14 protein-coding genes are annotated in these 16985 nt (G+C 56.6%); 10 read left to right on the top strand and 4 right to left on the bottom strand.

What is annotated here, in order from left to right; all coding sequences use genetic code 11:
* Positions 1-161 precede the first annotated feature (161 nt).
* Positions 162-797: a hypothetical protein gene (locus tag CFII68_RS19265; RefSeq protein ID WP_018603986.1), complete on the top strand. Its 636-nt coding sequence runs from the start codon at positions 162-164 to the stop codon at positions 795-797.
* Positions 798-839: 42 nt separating this feature from the next.
* Here CFII68_RS19265 and CFII68_RS19270 read toward each other — a convergent pair whose 3' ends face one another.
* The 4 genes from CFII68_RS19270 to CFII68_RS19285 all read right to left on the bottom strand — a co-directional run bounded on the left by CFII68_RS19270 (position 840) and on the right by CFII68_RS19285 (position 5215).
* Positions 840-1385 (bottom strand): hypothetical protein, encoded by a 546-nt coding sequence (locus CFII68_RS19270; protein WP_018603985.1) that lies wholly within the window; start codon positions 1383-1385, stop codon positions 840-842.
* A 96-nt stretch (positions 1386-1481) separates the two neighbouring features.
* A complete protein-coding gene (locus tag CFII68_RS19275) occupies positions 1482-2897 on the bottom strand; it encodes an amino acid permease (protein WP_018603984.1) in 1416 nt (471 codons plus the stop codon).
* Between the two features lie 177 nt (positions 2898-3074).
* Complete coding sequence (locus CFII68_RS19280) at positions 3075-4130, bottom strand: ornithine cyclodeaminase (protein ID WP_018603983.1); 1056 nt, start codon at positions 4128-4130, stop codon at positions 3075-3077.
* 50 nt (positions 4131-4180) lie between these two features.
* Complete coding sequence (locus CFII68_RS19285; RefSeq protein ID WP_018603982.1) at positions 4181-5215, bottom strand: histone deacetylase family protein; 1035 nt, start codon at positions 5213-5215, stop codon at positions 4181-4183.
* A 119-nt stretch (positions 5216-5334) separates the two neighbouring features.
* On the opposite strand from CFII68_RS19285, the gene CFII68_RS19290 reads away from it, so the two are divergent.
* The 9 genes from CFII68_RS19290 to CFII68_RS19325 all read left to right on the top strand — a co-directional run bounded on the left by CFII68_RS19290 (position 5335) and on the right by CFII68_RS19325 (position 16965).
* Positions 5335-5835: an Lrp/AsnC family transcriptional regulator gene (locus tag CFII68_RS19290; protein WP_018603980.1), complete on the top strand. Its 501-nt coding sequence runs from the start codon at positions 5335-5337 to the stop codon at positions 5833-5835.
* A 70-nt stretch (positions 5836-5905) separates the two neighbouring features.
* A complete protein-coding gene (locus tag CFII68_RS19295) occupies positions 5906-7279 on the top strand; it encodes a sigma-54-dependent Fis family transcriptional regulator (protein WP_018603978.1) in 1374 nt (457 codons plus the stop codon).
* Positions 7280-7461: 182 nt separating this feature from the next.
* On the top strand, positions 7462-8610 hold the full coding sequence (locus CFII68_RS19300; RefSeq protein ID WP_018603975.1) for an iron-containing alcohol dehydrogenase: 1149 nt from the start codon (positions 7462-7464) through the stop codon (positions 8608-8610).
* Positions 8611-8685: 75 nt separating this feature from the next.
* Entirely contained in the window at positions 8686-10131 is a 1446-nt protein-coding gene (locus CFII68_RS19305; protein WP_018603973.1) for a hypothetical protein, read from the top strand.
* Between the two features lie 157 nt (positions 10132-10288).
* Entirely contained in the window at positions 10289-11245 is a 957-nt protein-coding gene (locus CFII68_RS0125875; RefSeq protein WP_033062519.1) for a cyclase family protein, read from the top strand.
* 476 nt (positions 11246-11721) lie between these two features.
* The gene (locus CFII68_RS19310; protein ID WP_033062518.1) at positions 11722-12636 is read left to right on the top strand and encodes a LysR family transcriptional regulator; all 915 of its coding nucleotides are present in this window, start codon (positions 11722-11724) and stop codon (positions 12634-12636) included.
* Between the two features lie 240 nt (positions 12637-12876).
* A complete protein-coding gene (locus tag CFII68_RS19315) occupies positions 12877-14397 on the top strand; it encodes an MFS transporter (protein ID WP_018603967.1) in 1521 nt (506 codons plus the stop codon).
* Between the two features lie 25 nt (positions 14398-14422).
* Positions 14423-15499, top strand: a complete 1077-nt coding sequence (locus tag CFII68_RS19320; protein ID WP_033062516.1) for an HlyD family secretion protein — start codon at positions 14423-14425, stop codon at positions 15497-15499.
* Positions 15496-16965: an efflux transporter outer membrane subunit gene (locus CFII68_RS19325; protein ID WP_033062515.1), complete on the top strand. Its 1470-nt coding sequence runs from the start codon at positions 15496-15498 to the stop codon at positions 16963-16965. Before CFII68_RS19320 ends, CFII68_RS19325 begins: the two co-directional genes overlap by 4 nt.
* Positions 16966-16985 lie beyond the last annotated feature (20 nt).

The raw sequence follows: 16985 nt of genomic DNA, 5'->3' as shown, positions 1-16985 counted from the left end.
CGGTGTCAGGGGAGGAGGACGCCGCGTTCAGCCAGCCTGTTCAAGGGCGAGGAAATGAGGACAGGCTACTAGATGATAGCCTTTTGCTTTTAAGCGGATCCCGCTAGAATTCGTCCCCCTCTCTGTGAGCGGCATTAGTCAAATTACGCAAGGAAGTCGATATGCAATTTGCAAAAGCCATAGGCCTCGCCTTGGCCTTGAGCCTGAGTGGATGCGCCAGTTTCACCAAAGATGAAGTTGCCCCCGTGAATCTGCCTTCAATGGCCAGCTACTCGAACAAGCCGAACGTCTATGTCGATTTCGATTTCTATCAGGGCGACCCCGACAATGCCAAGGCCACCGAGGTGCCGCAGGCTCGCGACATGCTCAAGCCCGACCTGAAGCGAACCTTCGATGAATCAGGACTTTTTGGGCGCGTGGTCTTTGACGAATTCCAGAAGCAACCAGGCGATTACAGTCTTCGATTGAAGGTCTACAACCATGCGCCAGGCGGTGGGCAAATGGTCCTGGCGTTCATCAGTGGCTTCACGTTCACGATCATTCCTGCGTTGGCGACCGACCAGTACACCATGAGCCTGGAAACCCTGGACGAGCAGGGCCAGCCGTTGGGCAAGACCAGCAATCATGATGCGGTCAACACCTGGATGGGCATCTGGTTCCTGCCCCTGGCAGGCAATACGCCCAAGGCGGCCATCACCGACACCTTCAACCGCCAGGTCAATGCGCTGTTGAAGAACTGGGTCGACAACAACCGCATAAAATACTCCGCTGTCGACACCCGCATTCCACGGGGCTGACACCGATAGAAAAAGAGCCGCAATCGCGGCTCTTTTTTTTGATCACTTCAACGCTTGAGTGAACTGCGGGTCGTTGTACAAGCTCTTGAGCAGATCTTGCAACATCGGGTTGTAGTTGTTCGCGGCCGCCGGAATGGCGATCGGACCGAAGAAACTGCTGTCCCAATCACGCTGCACGTCTTTAGTGGTTTCGTATAAAACCTGATCACCTTTACGCAGCGTGAAGCGCGCAGCCACTTCGCCATGGCCGCTGCTCATGCCTGCGGTGAGCTGGCTCTTGACCAACTGAACCTGCAACTGCCGGTCAGCACGAGGGTCCAACAGACCCGCCTGGCGGAGCTCATCGTTGATCGCGGCCTGGATGTGCAGTGGAACGCTGCCCTCGGGCGACGAAATCGGGTTCAGGCGCACCATCAGCGACCCTTGACCTGAATCCGCATTCACCTGCGTCTCGCGCAAGAGCTGCATGGGTGCATTTTTCTTGAGCTGCTGAACGTTCTGAAAATTGGGTTCATAGCGGGTCATGGTCACGCCACAGCCTTGTAGCAGCAGCGCGCAGAACGGTAGAGCCAAGTAGAGCTTCTTCACAGCAAATCCTTATGTGCTTTTTTAGAAGGCGTGATTATCGACAGATGGCTTTAAGCTATCAAGGATGAGTTGAGGTTTATGCTGCCCCCAAACATCTCAGCCGTATTGGCTGGCAGATCCAGCAGCGGTTCTAGGCTTTCTGGAACAGGTCAACTGGTAAGCAATTGCCAACCATATGAACCACGCGGGCATAACCATCAACGCAATACGGGTGTCAGGTCTCAATGCCAGCAGACAAAGAACAAAGCCCAGGAACACTAGGGAAAACCAGGCCATTGGCACGCCGCCAGGCATTTTGTAGGCCGATTTCGCATGCAGCTCAGGCCGCTTTTTGCGGTAGGCAATATACGACGCAAGGATCGTCGACCAAGTAAAAATCACCAGGATTGCCGATACAGTGGAAACAATGGTGAAGGCGGTCATCACTTCTGGAACGATGAAAAGCAACAACACACCCACGAGCATTAACAGCGTGGTGAAGGCCAGACTCAGCAGAGGCACGCTATTGCTCGACAGACGTCGGAAAATCCCCGGGGCGTTGTCCTGGTTGGCCAGTCCGAACAGCATGCGACTAGACGAAAATACACCACTGTTGGCCGAGGAAGCGGCAGACGTCAGCACCACAAAGTTGACGATACCGGCTGCCGCGGGAAAACCTGCAACCAGGAACAGCTCGACGAAAGGGCTCTTGTTGGGCGAAACCTGTTGCCACGAAGTCACTGCAATAATGCAGGCCAGTGCCAGCACATAAAACAGGATGATTCGCAGCGGAATCGAGTTGATGGCTTTCGGTAGGGTCTTCTCGGGGTTGCGGGTTTCGGCGGCGGCGGTGCCGATCAGTTCGGTGCCGGCAAATGAGAAGATCGCCATCTGGAAACCGGCAAAGAAACCGAACAGGCCGTTGGGGAAGGCCGCTTGTTTATCCAGCAGGTGGTTCAGCGAAGCAGTAACACCGCTGGGTGAGACAAAGGAGCTGGCAATCAGCACCATGCTGACGCCAATCAGGGTGATGACGGCAATGATCTTGATGATCGCGAACCAGAACTCCACTTCACCAAAAAGCCTGACCGTCAGCACATTCAAGGCGAACAGGGTCATCAGCATACCGATGGCCGGTATCCAGGCGGGTACATCGGGGAACCAATACTGAAAAAATCCGCCGACCACGACAGCATCGCCTATCACCGCCACGCTCCAGCTCAGCCAATACGACCAGCCAAGAAAGAATGCCGCGCGCGGGCCGAGGTAGGCACCGGCAAAATCCGCGAAAGTCTTGAAGTTCAAGTTGGAGAGCAGCATTTCGCCCATGGCACGCATGACGAAATAAACGAACAGACCGATGATCATGTAGATGAGGATGATCGACGTGCCCGAGAGGGCGATGATCTTCCCGGAACCCATGAACAAACCGGTACCGATGGCGCCTCCCATGGCCATTAACTGAATGTGACGATTGCTGAGGGTGCGCTGCAGCGCAGGCTGTTCAATCAGCCCTGATGGAGTCGATTTCATTACAAAACCTCTTGATTTTATGTTTTTGAGTTTTGGCAGAAAAGTGGTGTCTTGCGTATTTGTTAGAGATGCAACGGCTACTGACGGTGGTTGTTTTTGCAGAGCGAGATTTGCCGCGTACCCACAGTGGTGCGTAGCCCCTTGGCACTTTGCTCAGGGGCATCACTTATGGTTTTTTCAACTCACTGTGCGCAGGCGTGAGGGGATGATTGCTGGCTGCTGATCCAGGATCTGGTAGAGGTCTTTTATGTTGGCAGGCCTCGGCACCAAGTGGATGTGCTCACCGATTGCATGCTCCTGCGCCAGGTCTAGCACGTAGCGCAATGACGAAAAGTCTTCGAGGGCAAAGCCCACCGAATCGAACACGGTGACCTGCGCGTCGTTCTCGCGGCCCTTGATTTCGCCCTGAACAATCCGGAAAAACTCGACGACGGGAAAGTCGGCTTCCAATTGCTGGATGTCACCTTCAATCCGGGTCTGAGGTTCAAATTCAACGATGACCCGAGCATTGCGCAAGATATCGGCGTGCAGCTCGGTTTTCCCCGGACAGTCACCCCCTACGGCATTGATATGCATGCCGGGTTCGATCATCTCGGGCGTCAGGATCGTTGCGTAGGCTTTATCTGCAGTGACCGTGGTGACGATGTCTGCGCCCTTGACCGCTTCTTGCACAGAGCCGGCCAGGGTCACCTCAAGATCCGGGAACGCGGCCAGGTTGCGCTTCAACTTAAGCGAGGCGTCACGATCGATATCGAATATGCGCAGTTCCTTGATCGATAGCATTTCGTGGAAGGCGAGGGCCTGAAATTCGCTTTGGGCGCCATTGCCGATGATTGCCATGATGCGGGCATCCGGGCGCGCCAAGGACTTCGCGACCAAGGCGGAGGTCGCCGCAGTGCGCACAGCGGTGGTCAGCGTCAGTTCACTGAGCAGGGTTGGATAGCCGCTGTGGACATCGGCCAGGACACCGAAGGCCATGACCGTCAGCAAGTTGCTTTGACCGTTGTCCGGATGGCCATTGACGTATTTGAACGAGTACTGCTGGCCATCGTCGGTCGGCATCAACTCGATCACACCCTTGGCCGAATGATTGGCGGTGCGAGGCGACTTATCAAACTGCGCCCAACGTGAATAATCAGCTTCGATGTAATCCGCCATTTCGCGGATTGCGCGACGGATGCCCACCGTGGCGAACAGGCGTGCGGCATGATCGACGTCTATGAAAAGAGTCATGTTTTTATTCTCCGGTTCAGTAGTAATAACGTTGCGGGGCAGGGGACGGCTCAGCTGCGTTTGCTCTCGAAACCATGCAGCACATTGACCGCATTGATTCCGATTTCATCGACCATGTAGCCGCCTTCCATTACGAACAGAGTGGGGCAGCCCACACCCGCTATCAGCTCGCCGATGCCGATGAAATCTTCGCTTTCCAGCAGGAAGTGGCTGATGGGGTCGTCCTTGAACGTGTCGACGCCGAGCGAAATAACCAGCACTTCAGGGGCGAATTGCTGGAGTTTCCTGCAGGCGTGGAGCAGGGCATTGCGATAGCTTTCCCAGGTGGTATTTTTCGGCAACGGGTAGTTGAGGTTGTAACCTTCGCCATGGCCGGCGCCGACTTCGTGACTGAAACCTGAGTAGTACGGATAAGACACCGCAGGTTCGCCGTGCAGCGACACGAACATGACGTCACTGCGTTCGTAGAAGATGTTCTGGGTGCCGTTGCCATGATGGAAGTCGACGTCGAGTACTGCGACACGTTTCGCGCCTTGAGTGATGGCCTGTTGTGCGGCAATGGCGGCGTTATTGAGATAGCAATAACCCCCCATGTATTCACGCGCTGCGTGATGGCCGGGCGGACGGCACAGGGCGAAGGCACTGTCGTGGCCTTCATCGATCAGCGCCAGGCCGGTGAGGGCGATGTCTGCGCTGGTCTTTACGGCGTGCCATGTGGTCGCGGTAATCGGAGAACCGGCATCCATGGCGAAGAAGCCGAGCCTTCCGTCGATGAACGTCGGGACTTGATCGTTGGACAAATCGCGCACTGGCCATACCAGCGGCAAGGCATCGTGGGTACGCCCGGTCGCACACCATTCTGACCATGCGCTTTCAAGAAAGCTGACGTAGCGCTCGCTGTGCGCATTGACGTAACACGACCGGTCAAATGCCCGTGGTTCGACGATCTGGCCAAGGCCTACCTGCTTGACTCGATCATGTACGGTATCGGCCCGGCTGGGCTGTTCGAACGACGGCTTGAGCACGCCGTCCTTCAATTCGGTGCCGTGGTGCAAACGGTGGGAATCACTGAAAACTGTAAACATTCTGCGCATCCGTTAATGTGAGCCTGTGCAAATATTCTGTTCTGGACTGGATGCGCTTTCTTTGCTTTATATTCGTGGCTTGTTAGATTTTTCGGGCGTTTTTACTCAGGATTGGCGAAATGCAGAAAAAATCATCCAAACGCATCAGCCTCGACGAGACGGACCTGGCGATACTCACATTGCTGCAAGAGGATGCGAGCATTTCCAACGCCGAGCTCAGTGAACGCCTGTCGTTAAGCCTCACGCCTTGCTGGCGCCGGCGTAAGAGAATGGAGGAAGCGGGCGTGATCAAGGGCTATCAGGCCAACCTTGATCGACGCATGCTGGGGCTGGATATCATGGCGTTCGTGCACATCCGTTTTTCCACCCACGCCGATCACGCTCCCGACGCCTTCGAGGCGGTGATTGCGCAACTGCCTGAAGTGCTGTCCTGTCACAAGATCACCGGGGATGCCGATTACGTGCTGCAAGTGTTGGCAGAGGATCTTGATAGCTACAGTGACTTTATCGAGCAGGTGCTCAGGCGCCAGGTGGGCATTGCATCCATTCAGTCGAGCCTGGCGTTGCGCGAGGTCAAGACCAGTAGCCGTATTGCGATACCCAAATCGAGCAAGGAGTGAGTGGGGTGACGATTTTCTTCTGCACAACTTTTACACTTAACGGCTCCCCACCCTCGAAGGAACGTTCCCGGTGAATGTCAACGACGCCAGTTTCGAAGAACTGCTCAACGCTTTACATGACGGCGTCTACATCACTGATGGCGACGGCAAGACGCTGAAAGTCAATCAAGCCTATGAGCGCCTGAGCGGACTCAGTGGTGGCGATCTCATCGGTCGACCTATGCAGGAGCTGGTGAAGGAGGGCGTTATCTCGCAATCGGCCACGCTGCGGGTATTGCAGGGAGGTCGGCCTGTGTCGGTGATGCAGAGCCTGAGCCAGGGCAAGAAATTGCTCGTCAGCGCCACGCCGATTCTCGACGCTGAAAACCGGATTTCATATGTTGTCAGTACCGTACGCGACATGACAGAACTGCTGCGCATGAAACACGAGCGCGATGAGTTGCAACAGCTTAAGCAACTGCGCAGCAGCACCGCCAAACTTCATGCTGGCCAACGAGACAAACTCCTGAGTTCTCCGCTTATGGCCGATCAGGAGGTTTCCGGCCGTGTCTTCTCGCTGGCCCGGCAGGTAGCCAGCAGTTCGGTGAAGGTTTTGCTCCAGGGCGAAACCGGCGTCGGGAAGACCCTCGTAGCGCAATTCATCCACAACGCCAGCCCGCGTGCCAGTGAGCCATTTCTCGCCCTCAACTGCGGTGCGCTGCCCGAGAATCTGATCGAAGCCGAGTTGTTTGGCTATGCACCCGGTGCGTTCACAGGTGCAGGTCCCAAAGGCAAGCGTGGCCTGCTGGAGCTGGCGCATCACGGAACATTGTTTCTCGATGAAATTGGTGATTTGCCGCTGCCGGTGCAGGTCAAGTTACTCAAGGTCATCGAAGAAAATCGCTTCATTCCGGTCGGGGGCCTGGAGCTGAAGGAGGTCGATGTACGCATCATCAGCGCCACCCACCACGACCTCAAAAAGCTGGTGGCAGAAGGTCGTTTTCGGGCTGATCTGTATTACCGGCTCAACGTGGTGCCGATCAACATTCCGGCACTGCGCGAGCGCCGGGAGGAGATTGCTCCGCTGCTGCATTACTACCTGGACAGATTCAATGTCCGTTATGAACGCCAGGTGCAATGGGGGCTCGAAGCCCTTGATCTGATGTGCGACTACGACTGGCCTGGCAACATCCGTGAGCTGATCAACATAGTCGAGCGCCTGGTGGTGACCAATCAGACAGGGACTATTGAGGCGCTTGATATGCCTGAGGAGATCCTTAACCTCAATCCACTGAATACCAATGACACCGGCTTGCCGCTGCGCAAGGTATTGGAAAACGCCGAGCGCAATGCGATTCGTGCCGCGCTGCGTGCGCACAAGACCACGCGCCTTGCAGCCAAGGCCTTGGGCGTGAGTCAGGCGACCGTGGTGCAGAAAATGAAACGCTGGGAACATTCTGATTAGGATTCTAATCAGCCCCGATTAAATCGATCAGAAAACTAATCGGGACTGACCGGTAAAAAACCTCCTTCTTTCGTGTGAATCGCGTAAAGGCCCACGCCACGGGGCTTTGCGGGTATTGGCACGTCTTTCGCTAACTCGTATGGCACGTCTTCCAATAAAACAACATCAACTGGACGAGCCCGATGAACATCTCTGCTTTCAAAATCGCGAACAAATTGATCACTGGACAAGGCGCTATCGAGCAGCTTTCAGCTGAACTGACTCGCCTGGATGTCCAAAACCCGCTGATCGTCACCGACGTCATTCTGTTGAAGTCCGGCACTGTTGATCTGGCGCTGGCGCAACTGGGCGGTCGCCGTTACGGCATCTTCGATCAAGTCAAACCTGAGCCGGAAATTGCCATCGTCGAGGACTGCACCCGCGCTTATCGCGAGGGCAGCCACGACGGCTTGATTGCTGTGGGCGGTGGTAGTGCTATCGATATCGCCAAGGGCGTCGCGGCGTATGCCGGTCATGGAGGTACGCTGACCGAACTGTTTGGTGTCGACCTAGTGAAACGTAAAGGCCCTGCGTTGATTGCTATCCCAACGACCGCTGGCACGGGTTCGGAGGTTACCAACGTAGCGATTTTTTCTGACAAGCAAGCGCAATTGAAGAAAGGTATTGTCAGCGACTACCTACTACCCGACGTGGCGCTGGTTTGCCCGACCATGACACTGACCTGCCCACGCAGTGTGACGGCAGCCAGTGGTGTCGACGCGCTGGTGCATGCGGTCGAGTCCTATCTTTCGCTCAACGCTTCGCTAATCACGGATGCCATCGCGTTGGGCGCTATCAAACTGATTGCCAAGGCGCTGCCGAAGGCTTATGCCAATCCATCCAACCTGCAAGCTCGGGAGGACATGGCCACTGGCAGCCTGATGGCCGGCATGGCATTTGGCAACGCAGGGGTAGGCGCAGTGCATGCGCTCGCATACCCCTTGGGCGGGCGTTTCAATATTGCCCACGGTGTCAGCAACGCCTTGCTGCTGCCGTACGTGATGGCATGGAACAAGACCGCCTGTGTCGAGCGTTTCCGTGATATCGCCGAAGCCATGGGCGTGCGTGTCGCGCACCTGAGCGACAAGGATGCCGCGGATCAGGCTGTCAAAGCCATGGCAGATCTATGCGCCACTGTGGATATTCCATCCGGTATGCGCAGTTTCAACGTGCCTGAAGATGCCATCCCGGCAATGGCCGAGGAGGCCAGCCAGATCGACCGCTTGATGCGCAACAACCCGCGCAAGCTGACAGCCGCTGATGTCGAGAAAATCTATCGCGCCGCCTATTGATCCCGATAAGCCACGACTCCCGTCCTGCGGGTCCGTGCGCCCGCCATTACAAGACCAATAAAACAGGTGAACTCAATGTCCGACACTACTGTGCAGCGGAGCGAAAGCCCGTACATCCCGCTGGGTCCTTTCAAAGTTCGGTTGCCGTTTATTCACTACAAGATAGAAATCCCGGACTACCTCCAAGGCTTGCTGATGTGTGCCGTGGATCTGGCCGCCATTCCGCTGATGACCGAATTGCTCGGCATGCCATTTGAGGTCGCGCTTGCCGTCGTGATGCTCAACGGCTTGCTTTACCTCGCGCACCATTTGCTCGGTGACCCGACCGTGCCTGGCTGGATCACCCCGGCGGTGCCGCTGTTGATGGCTTACTGCGCTCAGTTCCCAATGGGCCCGGAGCGTGTCCATGCCCTGATTGCTTTCCAATTGATGCTGGGGATCTTTTCAATTGCCCTGGGGGCGACTGGAATGGCGAAGAAGGTGGTGGAATATGTGCCCTCGGCGATCAAATCCGGGATTATCGTCGGTGCCGGCTTGAGTGCGGTGATCGCGGTGTTCCAGGTTGGCGGCAAATTCAATGTGCTGCCCTGGACCATTTCCATTGCGGTCGGCATTGCCTTCTATTTGATCTTCTCCCAGCACTTCAACGAGCTCAAGCAGCGCAACCGCTTCTGGTGGAACTTCGCCAAGCTCGGCATTTTGCCGATCATTCTTTTGGCAGTGGTGATTGCACCGTTGTTTGGTGAAGCGTCGTGGCCAACTATTCAGTGGGGCATCAGCAAACCGGATTTTTCCGGTCTGTGGAGCAACTACACCGTGTTCGGTCTGGGCATGCCGCCGCTCTCCATGTTCATCTCCGCTCTGCCGACCATGTTGGCGGCGTACATCATTGTTTTCGGCGATGTGCTCAGTGCGAAATCGCTCCTCGATGAAGCTGAAACCGTGCGCACGGATGAAGTCGTCGACTACAACGCCGATCGTGCTCACCTGATCTTCGGCGCGCGAAACGCATTCATGAGCATCTTTGGCCCGGATGTCGCCATGTGCGGCCCAAAATGGGCGGCGATGCTGGTGGTGGTGATCGAACGTTTCAAAGGTGGGCCGAAGGCGATGAAATCGATCATCGGCGGTGTCGGGTCGTTCCGTTGGGGGACCAACACCGGTCTGCTGTTGTTGCCCGTAGTGACTCTGGTGCAGCCGATTCTCGGTGTTGCTCTGTCGCTGACCTTGCTGATCCAGGGTTATGTGAGTGTGCGTCTGGGCATCCTTGAAGCGCGTAGCCAGCGCGACCTGGGTATCGCCGGCGTGATCGGCGCGGTACTGGCAATCAAAGGTGCTAGCTGGGCATTCGGAATTGGCGTTGTGTTGTGCTTGCTGATCTACGGCAAAAACTTCTTCAAGGGCGAGGTGGATGGGACATTTGCCAAGGACTTGAAGATAACGCCTACCAAACCAGCCAAAGCTGCTGGGGCGGCCACGGCTATTAATAAGCAGGGAGTAGAAGAGGTTATGGCTGATTGATCGGTCTAATCGCTCAATAGCGTGATTGCCCGTCTAAAGACGCTTGGTCATTGAGCGCGCCATTTTATTCGATATTTTGTATGTCCTGACTGATACGGATACAAGGCACATTTGTTGTGCGCCTTAATCACCACTGCAACTAAGAAAAGGAAAAATCATGAATACTGCAGTTCCTACAATGGAAGATTTATTGAAGAATACTCCTTCTAACTGGGGCAGATGGGGAGCGGAAGACGAAGTAGGCTCTCTGAATTACCTGACGGCGCAAGAAGTCATGCGTGGGGTTGCACACATTAAGACGGGAAGCGTATTTACCTTACAACGAATGATCGGTAATCCTGCAGGCGACCCAGTTTGGCCAGGCCGTACCCCAGCAGAACGTACGATGGTTCTCGATGAATCAAGTTGGGACAATGATCATGGTCCTTGTTATCCCGGGGGCCTGCACTACGCGGATGACAAGATCGACGCGTTCCTGCAAGGGTCCACGCAATATGATGCGCTTGGCCACCTCTGGTACGGCGGAAAAATATGGAACGGGTACGATGCGCGAACAACTGTGGGCGGCCTCGACAAGGCCAGTGTTGCACCTATCGGCGAACGAGGAGTAGTCGGGCGTGGAGTGTTACTGGATATGGCTCGGCATCGTGGTAAGCGCATGCTGGATAAAGGTGAGACATTCACTCATATAGATCTTGAGGCATGCGCAGAGGCTCAGGGCCATACCATCGAGCCGCACGACATTCTGATTATCAGGACTAATTTTCTTCAAGCGTTCTATGAACAGGGCGAGGCGTTTTATGACGGTTTCTGCGAACCAGGCCTTACGTATTCGGAGGAGCTTGTTGAATGGTTCCATAATAAGGAAATTCCAAATCTTGTCACCGACACCATCGCCAATGAAGTAACGACAGACCCAGTATCAGGAGTGGCGCTGCCTTTGCACTGTGCTTTGATGCGTAATCTCGGTATCGCCTTTACAGAGATTTGCGATTTGGAGAAGCTGGCTGAAAGTTGCGCCAAAGATAGGCAGTATACTTTTCTTTATGTGGCCGCACCGCTTAAAGTGCATCGCGCTACCGGATCACCGGTTAACCCAGTAGTAATCAAATAGTCATTTATGCAGGGGCAGGTTTACTCCTGCCTCAGCATAAATTAAGCACACTGCTTTAAGCCGTTTGCATCAAAGGATGCTCAGCGTAGGCGGGGAGGAGGGTAACTCCGACGAGGCACAACAATGGTTGTTGAGAGTGGCTGTTGCCTTTACGCCAAGCATTAGCCACTGGCGAAATAAACGGCTCATGGGGGCATGAAACCAAGCTGATTTCCCCGCAGTTCGGCCGCCCTTACGTCAAGGGCAACCAGCTTGGTTTCCTCTTGAAGTTCGGGGTCAGGCTACCACCTCTATCCGGCGAGCATTGTCGCCTAAGGAAACTCTGAAAAAGACTTCCATCTCTGGTGAAATACCCATTTCTACCGTTCGATTCGTGTCAGCTGGGTATACGGCGCAGGCTTCGCGCCCATTGGGGTTTGCTCAGAAACTGCTAGGATTGCGCCAGGATCAATTGATTTTCACAAGGAGTGTTTGTTGTGCATCTTCCAGATATGAATCTGCTGGTGGCCCTGGATGCGCTGCTGGACGAGGGCAGTGTGGTCGGTGCCGCCCGGCGCATGAGCTTGAGTCCCGCGGCCATGAGCCGGACCTTGACCCGGATACGTAGCGCAGTCGGTGACCCGATTCTGGTGCGCGCCGGGCGTGGCCTGGTGCCGACACCCAAGGCGCTGGCATTACGGGTTCAGGTGCGCAGCTTGGTCGAGCAAGCGGCGCAGGTGTTCCTTTCGGGTGACGAGGTCGATCTCACGACGCTGGAACGCTGCTACAACTTGCGGGCGAATGATGTATTTGTCGCAGCCTTTGGTGCGCAGTTGCTGGAAATCATGCGCAAAAAGGCCCCACGTACCGTGTTGCGCTTCGTGCCGGAAGGCGAGGGTGAGGATGACGCGTTGCGCGAAGGGCGGATCGATCTTTATATCAGTGCGACGCGCAATCTTGGGCCGGAAATCAAAGTCCAGAGCCTGTTCACCACGACCTTTGTCGGCCTGGCCCGGGTGGATCACCCAATCTTTCAGGAAGAAATCACGCCCAAACGTTTCGCCTCCTATGCGCAGGTCAGCGTGTCGCGACGCGGGCGTGCAACCGGGCCGATCGATACCGCTTTGGCCGGGATGGGCTTGCAGCGGCGTGTCGCGTTGATCACCCCGAGCTTTCACTCGGCGATGTTCGCCTTGCCCGACTCCGACCTGTTGCTGCCGCTGCCGGAGCATGTGTTGTGGAGCGTCTCGCGGCTGGGGTTGCCGTTGCGTTCGTTCCGTATCCCTATGGCGCTGGAGACGGTGGTGATCATGCAGGCCTGGCATCCACGCTTTGATAACGACTCGGCCCATCGCTGGCTGCGCCAGACGCTGAAAGAGAGCTGCGCCCAGTACTCCTCGCCACGGGTTTGAAGCAACCAAGCAGCTGCCGAAGGGCAATTTGGAGCTGGAGAGTTTCTGTGCACTGATACGTGCGTTGGGTGCAACTTAAAGCTTCCCATATGTCAGTTTTCGGAACTATTGCGTCTTCATAAACTATCCAGGTAAATCCTTTACTTGGAGTCATGACGCAATGTGCCTTGTGTTGTTTTCTATCTTTCGGGGCGCTGGCCGACGGGTGACCCCGTGAGTTCGCTTGCAGCCTCTACTGTTATGGCCCCGGCGCCGGAGGTGGCGAAACCCGCACCGGCCGCTGCGCCAGTGTTTGGCCTGCGTATTGTGATCGGGCTGGTCGGGGTGCTGATTGCCGTATTGGTGGCCGGTCTCAACGAGATGGTCGCCAAAGTGGCCATGCCTGACATTCGTGGCGCGCTGTATATCGGCGCGGATGAAGGTACCTGGTTGATCGCTACTTACGCTGCCACCTCAGTCTCGGCCATGGCGTTTGCGCCCTGGTGTTCAGTCACCTTCTCCCTGCGTCGCTTCACGCTCAGCGCGATCGGTGCGTTTACCCTGCTTGGGATTCTCTGCCCGTTCGCTCCGAACCTCGAAAGCCTGATGGTGTTACGAACTTTGCAGGGGCTGGCAGGGGGCAGTCTGCCGCCGATGCTGATGACCGTCGCGCTGCGTTTCCTCCCGCCCGGCGTCAAGCTTTACGGGCTGGCAAGTTACGCGTTGACTGCCACCTTCGGCCCGAGCCTGGGGACTCCGTTAGCCGCGTTGTGGACCGAATACGTCGGTTGGCAATGGGCGTTCTGGCAGATTGTCCCACCCTGCTTGTTGGCGATGGTCGCGGTTGCATATGGCTTGCCGCAGGACCCTATGCGCTTTGAGCGTTTCAAACAGTTTGACTGGCGTGGTCTGTTGCTCGGTTTCCCGGCGATTTGTGCGCTGGTGATTGGTCTGTCCCAGGGCAATCGTCTGGACTGGTTCGAGTCCACGCTGATTTGCTGGCTGCTTGGTGGCGGTATGGTGCTGTTGGTGTTGTTCTTCATTAATGAATGGTCGCACCCGCTACCGTTCTTCAAATTGCAGATGCTGACCAACCTGAACCTGTCGCACGCGTTGCTAACCCTCGGCGGGGTACTGATCGTATTGCTGGCGGTGATCATCATCCCTTCCAGCTACTTGGCTCAGGTGCAGGGTTATCGCCCGGTACAAACTGCGCCCGTATTGCTGATGGTGGCCTTGCCGCAGTTGCTGGCGTTACCGCTGGTGGCGGCCTTGTGCAACATCCGTCGGGTCGACTGCCGATGGGTTCTGGCTATCGGTCTTGGATTGCTGGCGCTGGCCTGTGCTGGCGGCACGCAAATCACTTCCGAGTGGATTCGTGACAACTTCTACATCTTGCAGCTGTTCCAGGTGTTTGGTCAGCCGATGGCGGTGATCCCGTTGCTGATGCTCGCTACCGGTGGCCTGGCGCCGCAAGACGGCCCGTTCGCTTCCGCCTGGTTCAACACCGTCAAAGGTTTTTCGGCAGTCCTTGCTACCGGCGTGCTGGATGTGCTGACCACGGCGCGGCTGCATTTCCACTCAACCATGCTGGTCGATCGCCTGGGCAACTCGCCTCTGGCAGACAGCGACGCTGAAGGGCTTGCCTATCGCATCCACGAACAGGCGGTCGTACTGACATCTTCGGACTTGTACTACTGCATGGCGTTGCTGGCACTGGCCTTGATTCTGTTGATCCCGTTGATGCCTTCCCGGATTTATCCACCTCGTGCGCTGGCATAGAGCTCCATTCAGAGAGAAAGTCGTTATGACTACGAGTAAAAACCAGAAAATAGCTTTGTACACGGTTGCCTTGGTTGCTCTTGGCGGGGTCATCTACCTGGCAGCGCCGCGCCTGTTTGGTTCCGGCTCGCTGCAAACCACTAACGATGCGTTTATCACGGCGGACTACACGTTGGTGGCGCCGAAGGTTTCGGGCTTTATTAGTCAGGTGCTGGTGGAGGACAACCAGCCGGTGAAGGCCGGTCAATTGCTGGTGGTAATCGATGATCGTGACTATCAGGCGGCGCTCCAGGCGGCCGAGGCACAGTCACTGGTTTCGCAGGCCCAGTTTCAAAACGCGCAAGCCACGCTGGAACGCCAGTCATCATTGATCGCTCAGGCGCAGGCCATGGTGGCTGCCGACAAAGCTGAGCAAGCATTCGCGGAGCACGAACTGACGCGTTACAACCATCTCGCAGGCCAGGGCGCCGGCACCGTGCAAAATGCTCAGCAGGCCCGCAGCCGGGTAGATCAAGCCAGCGCCCGCCTGGCCAACTCGACCGCTGCCTTGGCCGCTTCGCGCAAGCAGGTGGATATCCTCAAGGCCCAGCTCGACAGTGCCGACGGAGGCCATAAACATGCGTTGGCATCTTTGGAGCGGGCCCGTTTTGATCTGTCTTACACTCGTCTTGTGGCACCGATAGATGGTGTAGTCGGTGAACGTGCGGCGCGTGTCGGGGCCTATGTCAATCCCGGCGCGAAGATCATGGCGATTGTTCCTCTGGATCGGGCCTATGTGGTTGGCAACTTCCAGGAAACCCAGTTGACGCATGTGCAGCCAGGACAGCCCGTGAAGATCCGCGTCGACACCTTCAGTGGCGAGAGCCTCACCGGTCGGGTCGATAGTATTGCGCCGGCGACCGGGGTGACCTTTGCTTCGGTCAGACCGGACAATGCGACGGGCAACTTCACCAAAGTCGTGCAGCGGATACCGGTGAAGATTGCGCTGGATGCCGATCAACCGTTGGCGAACCGCCTGCGTGTGGGCATGTCGGTGGAAGCCAGTATCGAGACGCAGGACCCGCAGGGCAACGACGCACGTAAAGAGGTCACCCTTCGATGAGTCGGACTTTCCCTGTTCAGCCATTATTGTTGTCGAGCGTGTTGATGCTCTCGGCTTGCAGCGTTGGTCCGGACTTTCAGAAGCCTCAGGGGCCAGGCAACGCAAAGTGGTCCGTGCTGCAAGGCCAGGCTGCCGCCAGTCGCCCAGAGCCTTGGCCGGTGGAAGAACGCTGGTGGGACCTCTTTCACGACACGCAGTTGTCTGCCCTGGTTCGCCGTGTTGTCACCAGCAGCCTCGATATAAAAATCGCCAGTGCTCGTCTGCAGCAGAGTCGAGCGGCGCGGCAGACCATCGCCGCCGATCAATATCCGAGCCTTGATGCCGGTATCGGCTATGAGCGGGCACGCAATAGCAGCAAGGGTCTGAGCGATCCTTCGGACAAGGGCGTCAAGTCTGCCTTCAATCTTTGGGAGGGCGATTTCACCGCTGCCTGGGAGCTAGACTTGTGGGGTCGGGTCCAGCGCGAAGTGGAAGCGGCCGATGCATCGGTCGAGGTGGCTGAGAACGACCGGCGCATGGTCCTGCTGTCGATTCTTGCCGAGACCGCTCGCGATTACATTCAGCTGCGCGGCGTGCAGAGCACTCTAGCGGTCACTCGCGAGAACCTTGATGTTTCCCGGCACAGCCTAAAGCTGTCGCAGATGCGTTTGGCGGATGGCATCGCGACCAATCTGGATGTGGCTGAAGCCGCTGCGCAGGTCGCCGCCGTCGAAGCTCGCTTACCGTCGCTCGAACAGCGTCAGGCACAGTTGATCAATGCTTTGAGCCTGCTGTTGGCCGAGCCACCAAGAGCCTTGCAGGCCGAACTGGAACAACCGGCGCAAGTACCGCAAACCCCACAACACTTCGCAATTGGCTTGCCGTCGGAGCTAGCCGAGCGGCGCCCGGATGTTCGTCAGGCCGAAGCCCGTCTGCATGCCGCGACGGCTGGGATCGGAGTGGCCAAGGGTGATTTCTATCCGCGCATTCGTCTGTCCGGCAACGTTGGTTTCCAGTCGATGCAGCTATCGGATTTCGGATCCTGGGGCTCGCGCCAATTTGCTATCGGCCCACAGTTGAGCTTGCCGATTTTCGAGGGTGGACGTTTGCGTGGGATGGTCAAGTTGCGCGAGGCGCAGCAACAGGAAGCGGCGCTCGATTACCAACAGGTGGTATTGCGGGCCTGGCATGAAATTGATGATGTGCTGAGCGTGTACAACGCCAGCCAACTGCGACGTGACCGACTGGCCGAAGCGGTGCGGCAGAACCGGATTGCGCTGGAAACTGCGCAAAGCCAGTACGTCGAAGGGGCGGTGGATTTTCTCAACGTGCTGACGGTTCAGAGCGCCTTGTTGGCCAATCAGGAGCAACTGGTGGAAAGCTCGACCACGGTCTCGTTGGCCATGGTTGGGCTATATAAATCACTAGGTGGCGGCTGGCAGTCGATTTATCCGCTGGCAACGGCTGATGCCGGTACCACTGATTGAGGCGCCAGGCTTTTCGAATC

The organism is Pseudomonas sp. CFII68 (assembly GCF_000416195.1).
GTDB lineage: Bacteria > Pseudomonadota > Gammaproteobacteria > Pseudomonadales > Pseudomonadaceae > Aquipseudomonas > Aquipseudomonas kilonensis.
This window is presented reverse-complemented; position numbering and strand designations above follow the sequence as displayed.